This is a genomic window from Pedobacter sp. AK017 (assembly GCF_014200825.1).
Lineage (GTDB): Bacteria > Bacteroidota > Bacteroidia > Sphingobacteriales > Sphingobacteriaceae > Pedobacter > Pedobacter heparinus.
Genome location: NZ_JACHCW010000013.1, coordinates 127,605 through 144,547, shown reverse-complemented (window position 1 = coordinate 144,547; position 16,943 = coordinate 127,605). Strand labels below are relative to the sequence as shown.

Sequence of the window (16,943 nt, the reverse complement as noted above, 5' to 3'; positions counted from 1 at the left end):
ATTAATCAACTTAAAATGTAACATTTAAACCAAGAGATATTGTTCGTAGAGGGGGAAGCGTCAAGGCTTGCGTTTCAGGGTCTAAGCCAACATAGTTTGTAATAGTGAAGATATTCTGCCCTTGTAGTGTTATTTCAGCACTGCTGATCTTCACTTTAGAAAGAAATAATTTAGGAAGTGAATAACTCAAATAGATATTTCTAAGCCTTATGAAAGACGCATCCACAACTGAAATATTTCCATTTCTGCTAATTGTAGCAAACAAGCTACTGTTGGTGGATGATGTACTAAATTTTTGTGTAGAAGTAATTTCATTGGGTTGTTGCCAACGGTTTAGCACCTCTGTGAACCTATTGCTTAATGAAGCAGACCCCGTTGGGAAACCGACACCTGGAGTTTGTGTAGAGGTTAACAAATAACTTCTTCCATTTTGCTTTGCAAATGATAGTAGTAGTCCAAGACTAAATTGTTTGTAGCTTAGTTTATTGGATAGACCTCCATATAAATTCTGGCCTAGAAATTTCACTATATATCTATCGCCATTATCTCTGGCTCCATTTTTATTGTAATCTTCCGTTTCATAAAGCCCTGTTTGTGGATTTACAGAAACATTAAAGACCTTTATAATGGATAGAGGTTCTCCGATTTGGTAGTTTATCGCATCATTTGATTTATCCAGATTTGGATATGACAATAGTTTATTCTTAGGCAAAGTTAAATTTACCGAGGTTATCCATTCCCAAGTGTTGGTTTTTAAAAGTTGAAAGCTACTGTCAAATTCCCATCCTGTATTTTGTACTGTAGCTGGTAAATTCATTACAACTGCACTCAAACCTGTGCTAAGTGGTAAAAATTTATTAAGAAGTTGATTAGATGAACGATTTCTATAGAATGCAGTTTCTAATTTTAATTTATTATCATAAAATCCTAATTGCAATCCAATCTCTAATTTTTTTGTAAGCTCCCATGAGAAGTCAGGATTTGGGGCAGAAAAATTAGGGGTAACTGTTGGGGAGCCTTGATAGGTGCTTCCTGTATTCCATACTTGAAGATAACCGTAATCCGATATTTGGTCGTTGCCAGTTATGCCATAGCTTGCTCTGATCTTACCGAATTTTAGGATTGATAAATTGTTTTTAAATAGGTTTTCATCAGAAAAAATCCACGCTAAACCAATTGCGCCAAAATTTGCAAATTGCTTGTCTTGTCCAAATCTACTTGAACCATCTCGCCTTGCTGTTACATTTAAAAAGTATTTATTATTCAAGCTATAGTTTAATCTGGTAAAGCCTGCTATGTATCGATACTGGGAAATACCGTTTTGGCTCGTTTCCAAGAGAGAGGCAGAGCCAATGTTTTCCATTAAATCATCGCTTGTAAAATTAGAAGCCCTAATTGACCTAGCGTTATTGTGATTGTCTTGTAGGCTCATTCCGACTAAAGCATTAAAATCTCCTCCAAATAACTTAGAAATGAAAGATATTATTGGTTCAGCGATAAAATTTTTATTTGAAACGTCGGTAAAATATGTAATTCTTCGAGTTGCTAGGTAATTTGTAGAAAATGGAGAAATTGCCGATAATGGATTAATTTGAACTTCATTTTTAATTATTGTAGAATATCCTAATGATGTTTTAAATGTGAGCTTTTTAGAAATGTTATAGTTCAATGTAAGGTTTCCGACAAAATTTCCTGTCCCTGAATCCGAAGTATTAAGAAGGTAAGACATAGGGTTAACAACAACTGTATTATTCATCCAAGTTAACCTACCAAATTCGTCGTAAGGATTTGGAGCATTGGGGGCGAGTAGTATATAACCGGTTAAATCAGTTGTTGGAAGTTTACTTCTTGAATGGCTATAATTAGCGACAAAAGATGCACTAAAACGGTCTGCAATAGAACCAATATTTATATTTGACCTTAGAGATACCCTATTAAAACCAAAATTTCCAGGAAATACTACTCCTTCATCGTAAAAATTTCCAGAAAATAAATAACTCATGTTTTTGCTTCCACCACTAACATTTAGGGAAGTGTTAATATTTTGTGCTTTTCCTCCAATAAGTTCCTTTTGCCAATCTGTATATCCTTCTTGACTATAGGTACCATTGATGTCATAATCCCCTGTCCCGATGTTAAGCCCATCATTTTTATAGGCTTCTTTTCGCATCTGTAAATATTGAGAAGTATTTAGCAATTTAACCGTATGCCCAACTTCAGATATTCCTTTAATAATAGAAGCGTTTACTTTTATTTTCTCCTCTTTATTTCTTTTAGTAGTAATGAGTACTACGCCATTTGCACCTCTCGAACCATAAATTGATGTTGCATCTGCATCTTTTAATATCTCTATACTCTCTATGTCTGCAGGGTTAATCATACTTAACGGACTAGTCCCATCCGCACCAAGTATATTACTTCCTGCTCCAGTTGGTAATGGAGATGAACTAAAAATTACTCCATCCACTATATATAGTGGCTCACTGCCTCGGGTTATACTATTTTTGCCTCTAATTTGGACGTTAATATTACGGCCTGGTACACCACTTTGTTGGGTGACTTGAACACCCGTGGTAGTACCGACCAACGCCATAATTGGATTATTAATTGATTGTTTTTCAATAGTCTCTGCTGTCACTTTTGAAATAGAGCCAGTCCTGTCTCTATCTTTTACTCTGTAATATCCTGCATTAACTTCTACACTACTAAGCGTATTCGTTTCTTGTATTAGTGTAACATTCAAAAAAAAGTTGTTTTCAATAATCCTCTCGACCGAGGCATAGCCTAGATAACTAAATTGCAATATTGATTTAGCATCAGGAACTTCGATTGAAAATTCTCCATTGTCATTCGTTTGGGTTATTTTATCTGTATTTTTCAGTCGTATCGATACGCGTGGCATCGGTAGTCCCTGTTCGTCGGTTACTTTGCCCCTGATATCAATCGCCCGAAACCGTTCAACCACCTTTTCCAGAAAGGAAGGCGCTTTGGGTTTAATAACAATATTCTTATCTATAATGGAGTAGTTTAACACATCATGTTTAACCAGGTCATCCAGTACATCCTTCAAATCTGTATTGTTAAAATGGGCATTGATCTTTTTACTGTCATCAATTTTATCAACGGAATAGATGACGAAATAACCAGTTTGTCTTTTAATCTCTTTAAAGAGGTCTTTAAGTGTGGCTCCTTTTTGGGTATAGGTAAGCTTTTGCGCAAAAGAAGATGCACTTACCTGTAATATGGCGGTTGTGAGTAGCACTATGATTAACTTCATCACCAACAAAATTTTCGCCATACCTGCTCGCGGCCGGTATAGGCTAATATTATAAAAATTCATTATGTTTGAATTGTTTAGGTTCTACTTGTTTATATAATTCGCATTGTTAACCTCGTTAACCTGAACGTATAGCCGGAAGTGTGCAACCACTTCTGGCTTTGTTCTTTTACTGGGATGCTGCTATGGATCGTCTCTATAAAATGCTTTCATTGCTTTGGTTTAGTTTTTATTTGATGGCATAACCACAATCTTCTTGTTTTCAATTTTAAATTTCACCACCCCCGTCTGTTCTAAAACATTCAATATTCCAGAGACCTTGTCATATCTTGACACTGATCCATTTAGTGTTTTCTCCTTTAGGCCGCGATCTGTATAACTGACATCAACATTGTACCATCTGGCAATTTGCCGCATAATACTTTCCAGATTTTGATTGCTAAACTCAAAATATCCCTTTTGCCATGCGATTGCATCACTGGCTTCTACTTGTTTAACAGTTATTTTACCAGCTCCAGCTGCCCCATCATTTCCCGAAGCAGGGAGGATAGCTTGTTGGTTCGGCACGAGAATTACAGTTTCGGATTTACGATTAGCGATTTGCTCAGAGCCTAAACTCGCTACACGCACACTCCCTTCTAACAAGGTTGTTTTAGTACTTAGTTCATCTTTATATGCACTAATGTTAAAGTGGGTACCTAGCACTTCTACCTGTTGTCCCTTGCTTTCAACCAGGAAGGGTATCCTTTTATTTTTAACAACTTCAAAATAAGCCTCACCATTTACCAGCAAAATCTTGCGTTGTTTACCAGAAAACGCTGAAGGAAAAGAAATTTTTGAATCGGCATTTAGCCAGACTTTTGTGCCGTCTGGTAAGATGATCTGGTAGGTACCGCCACGGGGAGTGCTTGCGCTGAGTTGCTCTCGGATACCAGAAGAAGCCTGAACCACGCTCCCATCATTATAGCTCAATTTATTCGCACCTATAATTATCCCACTTTTTGTATCACTAAGTTGAATCGTTTTTCCGTTTGCTAATGTCAGCGTTGCAGTATGCTTACCCGGAGCCACATCATTTTGATTAACGATTTCAGAATTACGATTTACACTTGGGTTACCAGTATAAAACCAAATACCCAAAGTAATAGCCGCGACTGCAGCGACCGCCACTGCAATCCTTGGCCAAAGTTTAATCGTTTCCCTTGGTTCTTCTGTTTCCCGTTCAATATTTACCCACAATTCATGCTGTATCTGCTCAAAATCGGTAAGCTTTAAGTCGCTGGCTTCACCGGCATGGATTTCTAAAAGCCATTTATCAATAAGCTTATTTTCTTCCGCTGTACAGGTTCCCGCCCTATATTTCTCCAGAAGTGCTTTTGCTGCTTTCATATTACCTTTAAATTGCTCTTTTACCCCTTATATAAACAGGACGATTCAAAAAAAGGTAGTGGGTACTGTAATGTAAAATAAATATTAAAATAGCTTTAAGTCTGGGAACAAACTAGTTCAAAAACAGGAAGGTCAATACAACAGCTGGTCCCAAACGGTTCTTTAAAGTTTTCAAAGCACGTTTCATATGGGTTTCTACTGTTTGCTCAGCTATACCTAATTTTTCTGCGATCTCTTTATTACTTAAAAAAGCATTTTTCCGTAATAAAAATACCTCCCGCATCTTTTCAGGAAGCGCAGCAATCTCCTTTTCAATCAGCAATGTAATATCCTTTTCCCTGATCAGGTAATCAGCCCCCGCTGCAGCCCCATCAATCAATTGCTGCAATTTGCCAATGTGCTCATCATGGATAACCTGATGCTTATACCGGTCTCTGATTTTATTAAGTGCCGCAGTATACAGGTAACTGCTCAAACTGCTAATGTTCAACCCATCTAAATTATTCCAAAGCTGCACAAAAATATCCTGCAGGATATCTTTAGCCTCATCACGGTTATTGATTTTTTTATAGGTAAAATTTAACAACAGTGGTTCGTAACGAATGAAAGTCTCTTCAAACGCTGCACGATCCTTCGCCTTTAGCAAGGCAGTAAGTTCCAGATCTGTATATGTGCTATAACCAGCCATGATGATAAGCTTATCTTCGACAATCTTATGAATTTATTTTCGAATAATTACTATAACGTTGATTTGTCTTCACTTATCACCCCAATACCACCTTCCCTTCTAATCCTGCTCAGGTTTTCCGGTGTAGTATGCTGTCTAAAATTCAATACCGTTATCAGGTATAATTGAAAATACAACTACATATCCTTGATAGAAAAACCCATAACTTCAACTTTATATTTGGACAGTTCTTTCTGTATAGTTTGGGCTTTAATCTTTAGTAAGTCTATATTTATTTTTTTTGGATTCCGTTTCACTTCAGCTACAATACCAGTCTTATCCAGATCATTAATCGCAATCAGGTCAATCTCATTTTCTCCTTTATTATCCCAATAACTGCCAATTGCAGTAATTCGTTCACTTTCAGAAAGTTTTTCCCTAAAATACTTTTCCAGCATCAAGCCACTATATTGCTCGTAATTTTGAACAATGTATTCACGGAGCAGCTCGTGTTTCCCCAGTTCAATCATAGACTGGCTTGGATAAATGAACCTAAACCAAAACCGCATATAGTTATCGCTGATGCTCCACCGCGCCTTCCTGCTCTCCGGCTTCGCAAACATAGGTTTGTTTTTATTGATCAGAGAATATTCCTTTTCCAGGTTAACCAGATAGGCCCCGGTATTTTTGCCAACTATAGAATCCATCTCTGTTTGTGTGGTTTTTCCAGATGCAATCAATTGCAATAAGGAAAAATAAGTGCCATACTCTCTGCCGAATTCTGATACGAGCAAGTCTTTCCCCTCAACAAGAAAAGGAGAATCCGGACGGGTTATCAAATCAAACATCGCTGCCTCAGTCGTTGCACCCGCTTCCATTAACAAAGTAATGTATTTTGCCACCCCACCCGTAATCGCATACATACAAAGCAAATCTTCTGGTGTATATTTTGGATTATAATCCTTTAGAATTTCTTTCATTACCCCTACGGAGAAGGGTTGGATAACCATCTTTGACGTTAAACGCCCGAATAGCGGTTCTTTTCTGTTCTCGAATATTTTCAGCATCATGGAATAAATAGAACCACATGCAATGAAATTAAGCTTCGACTGATCCTTGTATTTGTCCCATAACCGTTGGATGTCACTAAAAATTGCAGCGTTTACATATTCAAATTCCTGAAATTCATCAATAATTAAGCTGAAATTTTCTTTGGTCGAGTAAATCAACAACTGTTCAAAAATATCCTGGAATGCTGTAATTGAACCAAATATCTGCAATCCCAATACCTCTTGCGCTTCCTTTTGAAATTGCGCACACAAGAGCTGTTCGTTTTTACGGGAAACAAATAAATACAGATATTTCTTATTTTTAACAGATTCGAGTAACAGCGAGGTTTTACCAATACGCCGGCGTCCAATCATAACTGTAAAACAAGCCGTTTTTTTAGATTGAACCTGGTTAAGTTCTAATATTTCAAGTTCCTTTTTTCTGCCGTAGAATTTCATACCAAACTATTTAACATCCATTATCTTAACATCTATTAAAATAACAGCCATTACAAAAATAGCATTTTAAATTCTATTTCACCAAAATAAACTCGCTATAGCCATCTCCCAGTCTATTCACCGCATTTCCAAAAACACCTGCTTTAGCCCCTAAAATTCTTATCCCCAAAGCCACCTTCCCTTCTGATCCTGCTCAGGTTTTCCGGTGTAGTACCCATAAAACTGGCGATGTGTTTTTGCGAAATGAACTGTTCCACTGCCCACCAAAACGAGCTCTGGAAGACGGTAAGGCATTGCTAAAGCAGGGCTGGGTCATACTAGCTTCACTTTTGGGCTAGCCAGTATATTAGCCCAATCAACAGCTGATCATAAATCAGCTTTTAATGCCTCTTGTATCAATTCATAAGCATCTTTAGCACCGTTTATAATATTTGCATAAATCTGTCCTTTTCTATTTAAAAGCAATAGAAATGGCGCTCCACTTAATTCATAATGCTTTAGAAAGGGATGGTTAAAGCCATTTTCGGCACGTACATTCAAATAATCCATAGAGGTATAAATTACTTTACCTATGCCTTGTTTCCATTTGTCAATGCTACTATCCGCACTGATCGAAAGATATACAAAATTGTCATTGCCTTTGAGCAAGGGGTAAAAAACCTGATGAAAACCCTGATGGAACTTTGCACAGGCACCACAGCCAGTAAACCAAACATCTATAAAAACCACTTTGTTTTTTAAAGAAGACAAGCTGATTGAATTTCCCTTTAAATCTTTAAATGAGGCATTGTAAACCCGCTTCCCTATAGCTAATTTCTGTTGGGAAGTATAAATACGCTTAACGAATGGTATAGTTATGTATTTTTTTCCATCTTCCATTAGGGTTTCAATTACTTGATTGTCAAGTTTCATTTCAGGGATATAACCTGAAAATCCTAGGAACAAATTCGCTATCAGCCTTTCACGTATTAAACCAGAATATTTGTTAGTAAGGAGATTATATAACTCTTTAAATGAAATGCTATCGGTAGGTGAGTTGATCAATAAATCACGGGCTTCTTCAAGAGCCAGAAAATTTAAGTGATTTGGACATAGCGCTAAGTCGCTGTTATATTCGTTTTTGAATTTTTCCTTGTTTGAACTAAAATTTTTCTTAATCAACAAACGACTTCCTGGATCCTTTCTGTAGGCTCTCATATATAAACCTTCCATTCTGAGTTTCCAATCGGAGTAGATTGGAGCGTACTCATAGGTGATCATTTTTTTCATCCGTTCACTTAACCTTGAATTATTGATTATAACCTCCTTTTTTCTAACCAATTGTCTGGTTAATTCTTCTAACTGATGGAGTTTAGTTTCTAAACTATCCTTTTTGCCCAATTGCAATTTCTTCGCCCCATCTCTAAATTCAGTATCGATCTCTGCTGGTGAGCCTAATTTTGCAAGTTTATTAACAATGGTATATTTTTCTGCACCCTTACCTGCAAAATTTATGGTATAAGTGCTGGCAGTTTTACGGATGTCAATCTCAATAACATCTGTGTTCTCAAAAAAATATCGTTTTCTCGCCATTTCGGTAATTGCTCTGCCTTTACTCATCATCCAAAAACCCATTGTGCCTGGTTCAATGTAATATGGAAGTTTAAAGCAGAAATTTCCAGCTGTATCAGTTGTTACAGAAATGCTTTCATAATTAGTTCTGTATGGGCTATATGGTTTAAGATAAATCACCTCAATGGTATCAATACCTGAGCTTCTTTTTCCGTCTACAGATACAGTTCCTTTAAAAGTTGGTTGTGGTCTTTGGGCAAAAACGATTGATTGCTGATATAACATCGCTAAAGCGAACAGCGCTTTGAATAAATTTTTCATAAAATTAAATAAAAGGGCCACACACACTTATAGGATAAAAAGCATGTATGGCATAAAAAGATCAGTAACCAGTATTTTGGCTGATATTACTATTGTTATTGATTTCTGCAATTCTTATTGGGAAAAGTTCATAGTGGAGTTTCCAACCTGCTTTAATTCCAGAAAGAACTGAGCTTAATTTATTTGTACGTTTCAGATCAAACCACCTGTCGCCCCATTCGCAAAAAAGTTCACTTTTTCGCTCTTTTGCTATAGCGGTTAACAATGATCCTTTGTCAATATTTGGATTTACATCTTTTATTAATGTAAGACCAGCCCTGCTTCTTAACTTATCTATGTCGTTTATACTTCCTTCTAAATTATTTTGTTGTGCTCTTGCCTCTGCACGTATAAGATATTGTTCCGCTAAACGAAAAACCATAGAATATTCCGTAACATCAGTAGATGATCTGACTTTATATTTATATGGGTAGGAATATTCGACACCAGAGCTTACAATACTTTTTATCCAAGTAGTTTTCCGAAGGTCATTCGTCTCAAATGAGCTTTGTATAAAGTCCGGCCGTATTGAAACATTTACCGGAGCAGTGGTTAGGATAAAAAAGGTTCCGGCAACAGTATTTGAATTTGGCGCTGGCATCAATTGCCAAATGGCTTCTGGGCTATTTTTTAAAAATACCTTATCTAAAGGGACAAGTTGGTAGGTATTGCTTTTTGAAATTACCAAACCTGCATATTTTTCTGAATTTATCCAATCACCTAAATACAGGTAAACCCTACTTAATAGTGCTTGTATGGTTGATTTATTAGGTCTGATGCGCTCGGTAGTTATATAACTCTCGTCCAGCAACTTTTCAGCATTTTCAAGATCAGCTAATATTTGCTTATAGACCTGCTCTTTGGAAACCCTCATTGCTTTTCTGTTTGTTTCATAATCTGTTGACAGATGCAGGGGAACTTCTCCAAAGAGATTGACCAGATAAAAATAGCAGAAAGCTCTTATGAAATAAGCTTCTCCTTTTAATTGTGTAACTACTTGCGGAGTTACTGTAGATTGGTTTGATAACCCCTCTATAATACCGTTTGCATCGAATATCCTTTTATAAGGGGTATCCCAAATTGCACTTAGCATAGAAGTTTCAGGATTTACCTGATTTTCAAAAAAAGGTTTATAGGTCTGGACATTGTAGCCAATGAGCTCATCGGCTGTCAATCCACAAAGTGTTGAAATGCTTCTGGCACCATTGCAAGCGAAATCGTTTAGGGCCATTTGTTGGTAAATGCCTAGCAAAGCTGATGTGGCAAGTTCATCATTTTTAAAAACTGTTGCTGGTACAAGGCTATTTTTGGGTGGGTCAATCTCAACAAACTTTTTGCATGAGCTAATACCAACAACGATCAACATCGTTACTGTTATAATTATTTTAAAATTTTTCATCTTTCTTTTTTATTATAGTGCAACCTTTAACCCCATCAGAAAGGTTCTTAACGGGGGCAACCTGCTGATCAGCTGATTATTTTCGGGATCTAAACCTGGGTATTTTGTTAATGTAAATATATTTTGCCCCTGAAGGGTAAGCGCTACATGATCAACTTTAAGTTTTGAAATCAAAGTTTTTGGAAGGCTGTAGCTTATAGAAACATTTTTAAGCCTTGCAAACGAATTGTCAGCTAAGGATTGGATTCCGTTTGCTTTACCGATAAGAAAGTTGAGGTAGCTGGATGTGGTGGTAGAAAACTTAGGCAAATCAGATTTTTCCCCTGGGTTTTGCCATCGACTCAATACTTCCTTTGGTTGGTTGTTTAAAGGGATACTTGAAGAAAAATAGCCAGGAGCGTAATTAAGGTTATTTAAATAACTAAAGCCGTTCATCTTGGAGAAAGAAAACATGAAATCCAAAGAGAGGTTCTTATAGCTAATTGTGCTACCTAGTCCCCCATATAGGCTTTGGCCTATAAATTTATGTAAGTATTTATCCGCATCATTTTGGAGACCATTTTTATCCGTATCATCGAAAATATATAAACCCGTTTGGGTATCGACACTCGTATTTAAATATCTCTTAATACCAAGTGGTTCGCCTATAATGTATAGTGTTGAATTACCTGAAGTACTTAAACCGGGATATTTGACAAGTTTATTTTTAGGAATTGATAGATTAAAATTGGTAGTCCATTGCCAATTTTGGTTATCAACGATCTGAAAACTTGCATCAAATTCCCAACCTGAATTTTGAACTATAGCAGGCAGGTTTGCGGTAATGATAGTAGCACCCACACTGGGCGGCAATGGGTTTCCTACCAATTGATTTGACGACCTATTGTGAAAATAGGCGGTTTGCATGGTAATTTTATCTTTAAAAAAGCCAAGCTCCAAGGCCATTTCTAACTTTTTATTGGTTTCCCATCCATAATTTGGGTTAGATATACGGGTTGTGATTAAAGTTGGAATACCTTGATAGGGTGTACTACTGTTATACAATTGCAGGTATTGGTAATCAGAAATCTGGTCATTCCCTGTAATTCCGAAGCTCGCCCTTAATTTACCGAGACTGATAAAAGAAACGGAATTTTGAAGGAATTTTTCCTTTGAAAATATCCATGCTGTACCAATTGCGCCAAAATTTGCAATTTGATTTCCCGAACCGAACCTGCTACTGGCATCACGCCTTGCTGTTAAATTAAAAAAATATTTATCATGTAAGTTGTAATTTAATCTACCAAACAACGCTCCATACTTGTATTTAAAGCTATCTGATTGGGTTATGCTGAATACTGATGCAGATGATATATTGCCCAATAATTCATCACTGTTAAAATTAGAAGCCCTTATATTTCTATAATCAGCGGAGTTTTGCTGGAAAGTAAGCCCAACAAGGGCCTGTAGTTTACTATTCTTAAATGTTTTTTCATAAGATAATTGGGGTTCAACTAACCATGAACTATTATCAGTGTTACCAAACTGGCTTGATCGATCTGCTGGTGTTGGATTATAGCTTGGTGAGAGTGCCTCTAATGGCGACTTGGCAATCTCTTCTCTTTTTATGGTAGTGTATCCAATAGAAGCTTTGATATGCAGATTTTTAAGCAATCTATAGCTTAGATTTGCATTTGTTATCAGGTTATCAGTATTGGCATCTATCGTATATAACAGGAACGACATTGGATTAAAAACTACCGGAGAACCGTTGTAGTTCCAATTTAATTTTCCGTATTCATCATAAGGGTCTGGTGAATTTGGTGCCAATGCTATATAGCTTGTCAGATCGGTAGACATTAGATTACTAATGCTATTGCTATAGGTAGCAGTAAAATTGGCTTTAAATCGGCTTTCAATTGCACCAAAGTCCAGATTGGTATGAACCCCAATCCTCTTAAAACCAAAACTGCCCGGGAATACGGTCCCCTCTTTATAATAGTTCCCACTTACAAGATATTTGCTTGTACCGTTCCCACCAGATAAACTGACTGAAGAATTTGTTATGTTTGCATTCCCTCCAATTAGTTCCTTTTGCCAATCAGTATACCGATCCTTATCCCATACTCCATTCACATCATAGTCAGTTGGAGACGGATTTAGATTGTCATTCTTAAATGCCTCCATTCTCATTGCCAGATATTCTTTGGTGTCCATAAGTTCTGTGCGCCGTCCAACCTGACTGAAACCTTGGGAGATATATGCATTTACGGCCATTTCCCCAGATTGTCCTTTTTTGGTAGTGATCAGGATTATTCCATTTGCCCCCCTAGATCCATAGATAGCCGTTGCATCCGCATCTTTCAAAACCTCTACGCTTTCAATGTCATTTGGATTTATTAGGCTTAAGGGATTGCTACTTTGCAAAATTGCGCTAGAATTTGCAGTGTTTATGCCCGTAGATGGATATTGTACACCATCAATGATATAAAGTGGTTGGGTTCCACTGCCAATACTATTCCTACCTCGTATCTGAATGTTAAACCCTGCACCTGGTACTCCCGATTGTTGAATTATATCTAAACCTGAAATCCGATTTTGTAATCCCATCAGGACATTGTTGATGGGTTGTTTTTCGATTGTTTTGGCAGTTATTTTTGCAATAGAGCCAGTTCTTTCCCGATCCTTTACCCTATAATATCCTGCATTTATTTCTACCTCTTCCAATTTTGCATCTGCAACAGTCATCGTCAAACTCCCCATATCAGAAGCAGCATCAACTTCCCTGGTCTGATAACCGATATAACTAATCACCAGCTTATCATTTTCATCGACATTCTCCAAATAAAATGCGCCGTTTTGATCTGCCCTGACTGATCTGTTCTTGCCTTTAATGGCTACAGTAGCGCCAACAAGCGGATTTCCTTTATCGTCAACCACACGACCCCTAACATCAATACTGGCAAAAGCAGATACCACCCTATCCAGAAAAGAAGGCTTCTTGGGTTTAATGGTTACGATCTTACCCTCAATCTCGTAGCTTAAATTTAGCCCTGCTAGTACGCTGTTTAAAGCATTCTGAAATTCGACATTGGAGAGTATTACCGTAACTTTCTGATTGTCGCTAATGGTTTTACCATTATAGTAAAAATCATATCCACTTTGTTTGGTAAGCTCGCGCAGTACCGCTTTTAGTGGCCTGCTATTTTGAGACATGGTAATGCGCTGGCCAAATGTTGCTGCACTGACATGCAATAGAGACGCTATTAAAATGACGGTGGTTAGGCGCACAATTAGCAATATTTTCTGGTATAGCCGCATAGGCATACCATATGGTTTATTAAAAAGTTTATACATTTGCTTAGTTGGTAATTGGCAGTATGCCTGCGTCGTCGAAAACTCGGCATGCTGCAGTTCAAACAGTTGATATTTTTTGTCGGCTAATGCCAACCCGCAACCAGATCTTTCTAAAAGGTCTGGTTGTATTTTTTATGTATCCTTCCTTGACAACGTTTTCTGTCTTATCCTTTCTTTATCCGTTTTAATTCTGTTAAATAAATCAAATAGGGTGATCAATCCCTTTATTTACTTAAGTATAGTTTTCGTCCTTCAATGTTAAAATGTACCTGACCTGCAGCTTCGATGGCCTTCAGCACATCAGACAAATTTCTGCTGCGTTGAATCCAACCGCCAGCTTCCAGGTTATCCGGTACAGAACCACTGTAAATAACCTCTACATTGTACCATCGAGCTATTTTGCGCATAGCAAGCTTAAAATCTAGTTTATCAAGGTAGAATTCATTGTTTTTCCAATCTATTATGGAGGTTGGCTCTACTTGTTTAACTTCCAGGCCATTGTCAGCGCTTAAAGTAGATTGTTGGTTGGGTTTTAGAGTTCGAGATTTCCACGTCCTACCTCTTCGTAATGATGAGACTTTTACCGATCCTTCTATAAGCGTAGTTTTTACACCATCTTCATCAGGATAAGCATTAATGTTAAACTGGGTACCCAGTACTTCTGTTATTTGCCCCATGGCTTCCACCCGAAATGGTTGCTGTTTATTTTTTGTAACATGGAAATAAACCTCTCCTTCTATTTTAACCCTGCGTTCGCTGCTATTGGCAAAAGAGGCTGGGTAAATTAATTTTGAATCGGCGTTTAAGGTTGCTACAGTACCATCGGATAGGGTAATATTGTATGTGCCGCCCCGTGGGGTGCTCAACGTCATCTTGAGGTTACCAAGAGATCTATTGTCTTTTCTATTCAAGAGCTTTAACTCTGCGTTACCGATGACGGCAGTATTATCATTATACACCACACTACCATCTTTCATAATTACCCCGGTCCTGGTATCGCTGAGTTGAACAATTTTATCATCTGCTGTTTTCAGCGTTGCCGTATTTTTTCCCGGAGCAATGTCGCTGGTGTACAGATTTCTCGTCGCTTCGCTTCCCTCGAAATGACGGAGAGTATAAAACCAAATGCCGAATACAATTGCGGTTACCGCAGCGGCAGCAACTACAATGCGTGTCCATAATTTTACCTTCCGCGTTAATTGTTGATCAGGATATATATGATTTTCCAGCAATTTGCCTAAAATTTCTTCACCCTGTTTTGGCTGAAATATATTTTCGGTATCATCTGCCTCTGCATCAAAACCTTCCCAATGAGCATGAAGCAGTGTTTTCACCTGCTCTTCATGGGCTGGATCAGCCATTAACACTAACAGTTCGGCCTTTTGATCGGCCGTATTCTGGTGTAGCAACTGGCGGTTAAACAGATCTTCTAATCGTTGTTTCATATCCCTTTTGAAGCCAGCCAAATGCCTGATTAGCTGGTTTTGATACTAAAGACGCAGGAAAGTCAAAATCGGGATATAAAAAAATAAAATAAATTCAATTTTTTATCAGCATCAGGATTACACTAAGTGCAGCATGCGATTTCAGAAACTTGGAAACAGACTGGCTTGCCCATTGCTGGTATTTCTTTACCGAATCAGTAGAAATACCCATTTGCTCGGCAATTTCGCGGGTCTTAAGCCCCTGCTGCCGCAGCATTAACACCTTTTGCTGGCTTGGGGGCAGCTGGGCAACAGCCCTTGCTATAATGTCCTGATACTCCTGATCTAGGCTAAAAATATCCTCGCCCGATGAAGAATGGATCACCTCATCCACATATAGCTTACTTTGCTTTTTATCGGATATGATTTTGCGGATACAGTTTATGGTATAATTACGGGTAAGGATAAATAAATAATTGGTAAACTTACCCATTGCAGGTAGTGCGGCTCTGTTTTCCCATAGTTTTACAAAAACATCCTGCACAATTTCCTCGCACATCTGTACAGATTCGAGCAAAGTATATACATATTTTGCCAAAGGCTCATGATAGGCACGAAAAAGTTCGGCAAAGGCGCGATCATCCCCCGCTGCAATGCGTTGCAGTAGCTTCTTTTCGTTTGAAAGTGGTTTGATGGCCATAAATACCTCTAATTACCCTATTAAAAATACGAAACGTTTGTCCGTAAAGCTGTATAAAATTTTCGATATTCTCAAATTGTACAACTATCTACTCTTCTATCTGATCCTATACCTGCGCCGGCCTTTGGCCGCTGCATCTTCGGCCCTGGCAGGGCAAATGCCAAACAAAAGGCAAACCAAAGCCAGCTTTGCTTCGTCAGACCAGCAATGCAGCAATAGGAACATACTGAAAGCAAATAGGGTTTCTATACGCTAAGGCCGGTCCACCCCAAACATCAGTACCAGTTTGTTGTTCTGGTATAAATTCAGGGTCTGCTCTGCCACGTCATATTTAAAGGTCTGGTCACCAATCAGTATCAGAAACTGATGTTCCAGTTTATTCAGTTCTTCACTGCAGGCCATCATGGTTCCGGCCATTTGCTGAAAGCTCAGCGTACCATCGCTTTTTTCATAAGCACCAAAAAAAGTATTACAGCCTGATTTACCACTAACCCGTTTCTGCACCCCGTCAAATGTCATATACACCGGGGAGTCTTTTTGCGTTACCCCATTCATCTGAATCAGTTTCCATTTATGTTTCAGTACAAAATCCCAGGCGGTATTGGCAGAAGCAGGAATTTTCATTTTTATCTTTTTTACTACCTTTTTAAGCTTGTATTCATAAGCAGAAGCATCGGCTGGCACATTTTTCCTTTTGGTCCTGTTTACCAGCAATACATACCGGTAGCCCGGTTTATAGGTAAAACCTGCAATCTGGCTGTAAAACAATTCCCAGTTTTTGCTGTTTTTATATTTCACCTGCATACAGCTCATCGGCGCTACCCCGGTACAACTGGCCAGGTCCTCTTTTACCACCAAGGTAATTACATCGGCTTTACTGGCTGCCGACAGACCAAAAACCAGCAGCAGCGTCAGCATTAATTTCGAAGTGCTCAATTTTAACATATTCGTTCATTTTATCTGTGATAACAATATGATGCAGCAATTGTTCTTTTTCCATATTTCCAAACCTTATTTTTCTGTAAATGTTCTTAACTTTATATAAACAGCAGGCTATGGGAAAGTATCAACAGGAATGGAAAAAAATGCTACAGCAGGATGAAGCATTTGAAGATTGGAAGATCAGGACCAGTGGTGGCGATCTTTTGATCCGGGTACCCGAAGAAACCGACATGGAGGTATTAAAAATGCAATTTGCAGATACGATCTCTCACGTTGCCCCATTGGTAAAATCACCCAAAACCACGCTCAAATTTTTTGTAGGCAATTCGGCAGAAACAGATTTTATATTTACACTCAATTAAAAAACAGGACTAACGGTCTTTCAACGAT

12 protein-coding genes are annotated in these 16,943 nt (G+C 38.0%); 1 reads left to right on the top strand and 11 read right to left on the bottom strand.

Annotated elements, in window-relative coordinates:
- Positions 1–10: 10 nt before the first annotated feature.
- The 11 genes from HDC92_RS18430 to HDC92_RS18380 all read right to left on the bottom strand — a co-directional run bounded on the left by HDC92_RS18430 (position 11) and on the right by HDC92_RS18380 (position 16,556).
- Positions 11–3,277, bottom strand: a complete 3,267-nt coding sequence (locus HDC92_RS18430) for a SusC/RagA family TonB-linked outer membrane protein (RefSeq protein WP_183876597.1) — start codon at positions 3,275–3,277, stop codon at positions 11–13.
- Between the two features lie 222 nt (positions 3,278–3,499).
- Positions 3,500–4,666, bottom strand: a complete 1,167-nt coding sequence (locus HDC92_RS18425; protein ID WP_183876596.1) for a FecR family protein — start codon at positions 4,664–4,666, stop codon at positions 3,500–3,502.
- 112 nt (positions 4,667–4,778) lie between these two features.
- Positions 4,779–5,354: an RNA polymerase sigma factor gene (locus HDC92_RS18420; protein ID WP_183876595.1), complete on the bottom strand. Its 576-nt coding sequence runs from the start codon at positions 5,352–5,354 to the stop codon at positions 4,779–4,781.
- Positions 5,355–5,530: 176 nt separating this feature from the next.
- Positions 5,531–6,841 carry an ATP-binding protein gene (locus tag HDC92_RS18415; RefSeq protein WP_183876594.1) on the bottom strand — a complete coding sequence of 437 codons (1,311 nt, stop codon included), beginning with the start codon at positions 6,839–6,841 and terminating at the stop codon, positions 5,531–5,533.
- A 143-nt stretch (positions 6,842–6,984) separates the two neighbouring features.
- Entirely contained in the window at positions 6,985–7,098 is a 114-nt protein-coding gene (locus HDC92_RS18410) for a helix-turn-helix domain-containing protein (protein ID WP_183876593.1), read from the bottom strand.
- A 109-nt stretch (positions 7,099–7,207) separates the two neighbouring features.
- Positions 7,208–8,713 carry a TlpA family protein disulfide reductase gene (locus tag HDC92_RS18405; RefSeq protein WP_183876592.1) on the bottom strand — a complete coding sequence of 502 codons (1,506 nt, stop codon included), beginning with the start codon at positions 8,711–8,713 and terminating at the stop codon, positions 7,208–7,210.
- Between the two features lie 61 nt (positions 8,714–8,774).
- Positions 8,775–10,151 carry a RagB/SusD family nutrient uptake outer membrane protein gene (locus HDC92_RS18400; protein WP_183876591.1) on the bottom strand — a complete coding sequence of 459 codons (1,377 nt, stop codon included), beginning with the start codon at positions 10,149–10,151 and terminating at the stop codon, positions 8,775–8,777.
- 12 nt (positions 10,152–10,163) lie between these two features.
- Positions 10,164–13,487, bottom strand: a complete 3,324-nt coding sequence (locus HDC92_RS18395) for a SusC/RagA family TonB-linked outer membrane protein (protein ID WP_183876590.1) — start codon at positions 13,485–13,487, stop codon at positions 10,164–10,166.
- Positions 13,488–13,711: 224 nt separating this feature from the next.
- On the bottom strand, positions 13,712–14,932 hold the full coding sequence (locus HDC92_RS18390) for a FecR family protein (protein WP_183876589.1): 1,221 nt from the start codon (positions 14,930–14,932) through the stop codon (positions 13,712–13,714).
- Between the two features lie 94 nt (positions 14,933–15,026).
- Positions 15,027–15,611, bottom strand: coding sequence for an RNA polymerase sigma factor (locus HDC92_RS18385; protein ID WP_183876588.1), 585 nt, complete (start codon positions 15,609–15,611; stop codon positions 15,027–15,029).
- Between the two features lie 252 nt (positions 15,612–15,863).
- Positions 15,864–16,556 (bottom strand): DUF4377 domain-containing protein, encoded by a 693-nt coding sequence (locus tag HDC92_RS18380; RefSeq protein ID WP_183876587.1) that lies wholly within the window; start codon positions 16,554–16,556, stop codon positions 15,864–15,866.
- A 110-nt stretch (positions 16,557–16,666) separates the two neighbouring features.
- On the opposite strand from HDC92_RS18380, the gene HDC92_RS18375 reads away from it, so the two are divergent.
- A complete protein-coding gene (locus HDC92_RS18375) occupies positions 16,667–16,915 on the top strand; it encodes a hypothetical protein (protein WP_143715770.1) in 249 nt (82 codons plus the stop codon).
- Positions 16,916–16,943: the final 28 nt, after the last annotated feature.

Coding starts and splice junctions, on each gene's coding strand:
- HDC92_RS18390 (WP_183876589.1), bottom strand. CDS start 14,932: ATGAAACAACGATTAGAAGATCTGTTTAACCGCCAGTTGCTACACCAG.
- HDC92_RS18415 (WP_183876594.1), bottom strand. CDS start 6,841: ATGAAATTCTACGGCAGAAAAAAGGAACTTGAAATATTAGAACTTAAC.
- HDC92_RS18420 (WP_183876595.1), bottom strand. CDS start 5,354: ATGGCTGGTTATAGCACATATACAGATCTGGAACTTACTGCCTTGCTA.
- HDC92_RS18395 (WP_183876590.1), bottom strand. CDS start 13,487: ATGTATAAACTTTTTAATAAACCATATGGTATGCCTATGCGGCTATAC.
- HDC92_RS18380 (WP_183876587.1), bottom strand. CDS start 16,556: ATGTTAAAATTGAGCACTTCGAAATTAATGCTGACGCTGCTGCTGGTT.
- HDC92_RS18405 (WP_183876592.1), bottom strand. CDS start 8,713: ATGAAAAATTTATTCAAAGCGCTGTTCGCTTTAGCGATGTTATATCAG.
- HDC92_RS18425 (WP_183876596.1), bottom strand. CDS start 4,666: ATGAAAGCAGCAAAAGCACTTCTGGAGAAATATAGGGCGGGAACCTGT.
- HDC92_RS18430 (WP_183876597.1), bottom strand. CDS start 3,277: ATGAAGTTAATCATAGTGCTACTCACAACCGCCATATTACAGGTAAGT.
- HDC92_RS18400 (WP_183876591.1), bottom strand. CDS start 10,151: ATGAAAAATTTTAAAATAATTATAACAGTAACGATGTTGATCGTTGTT.
- HDC92_RS18385 (WP_183876588.1), bottom strand. CDS start 15,611: ATGGCCATCAAACCACTTTCAAACGAAAAGAAGCTACTGCAACGCATT.
- HDC92_RS18375 (WP_143715770.1), top strand. CDS start 16,667: ATGGGAAAGTATCAACAGGAATGGAAAAAAATGCTACAGCAGGATGAA.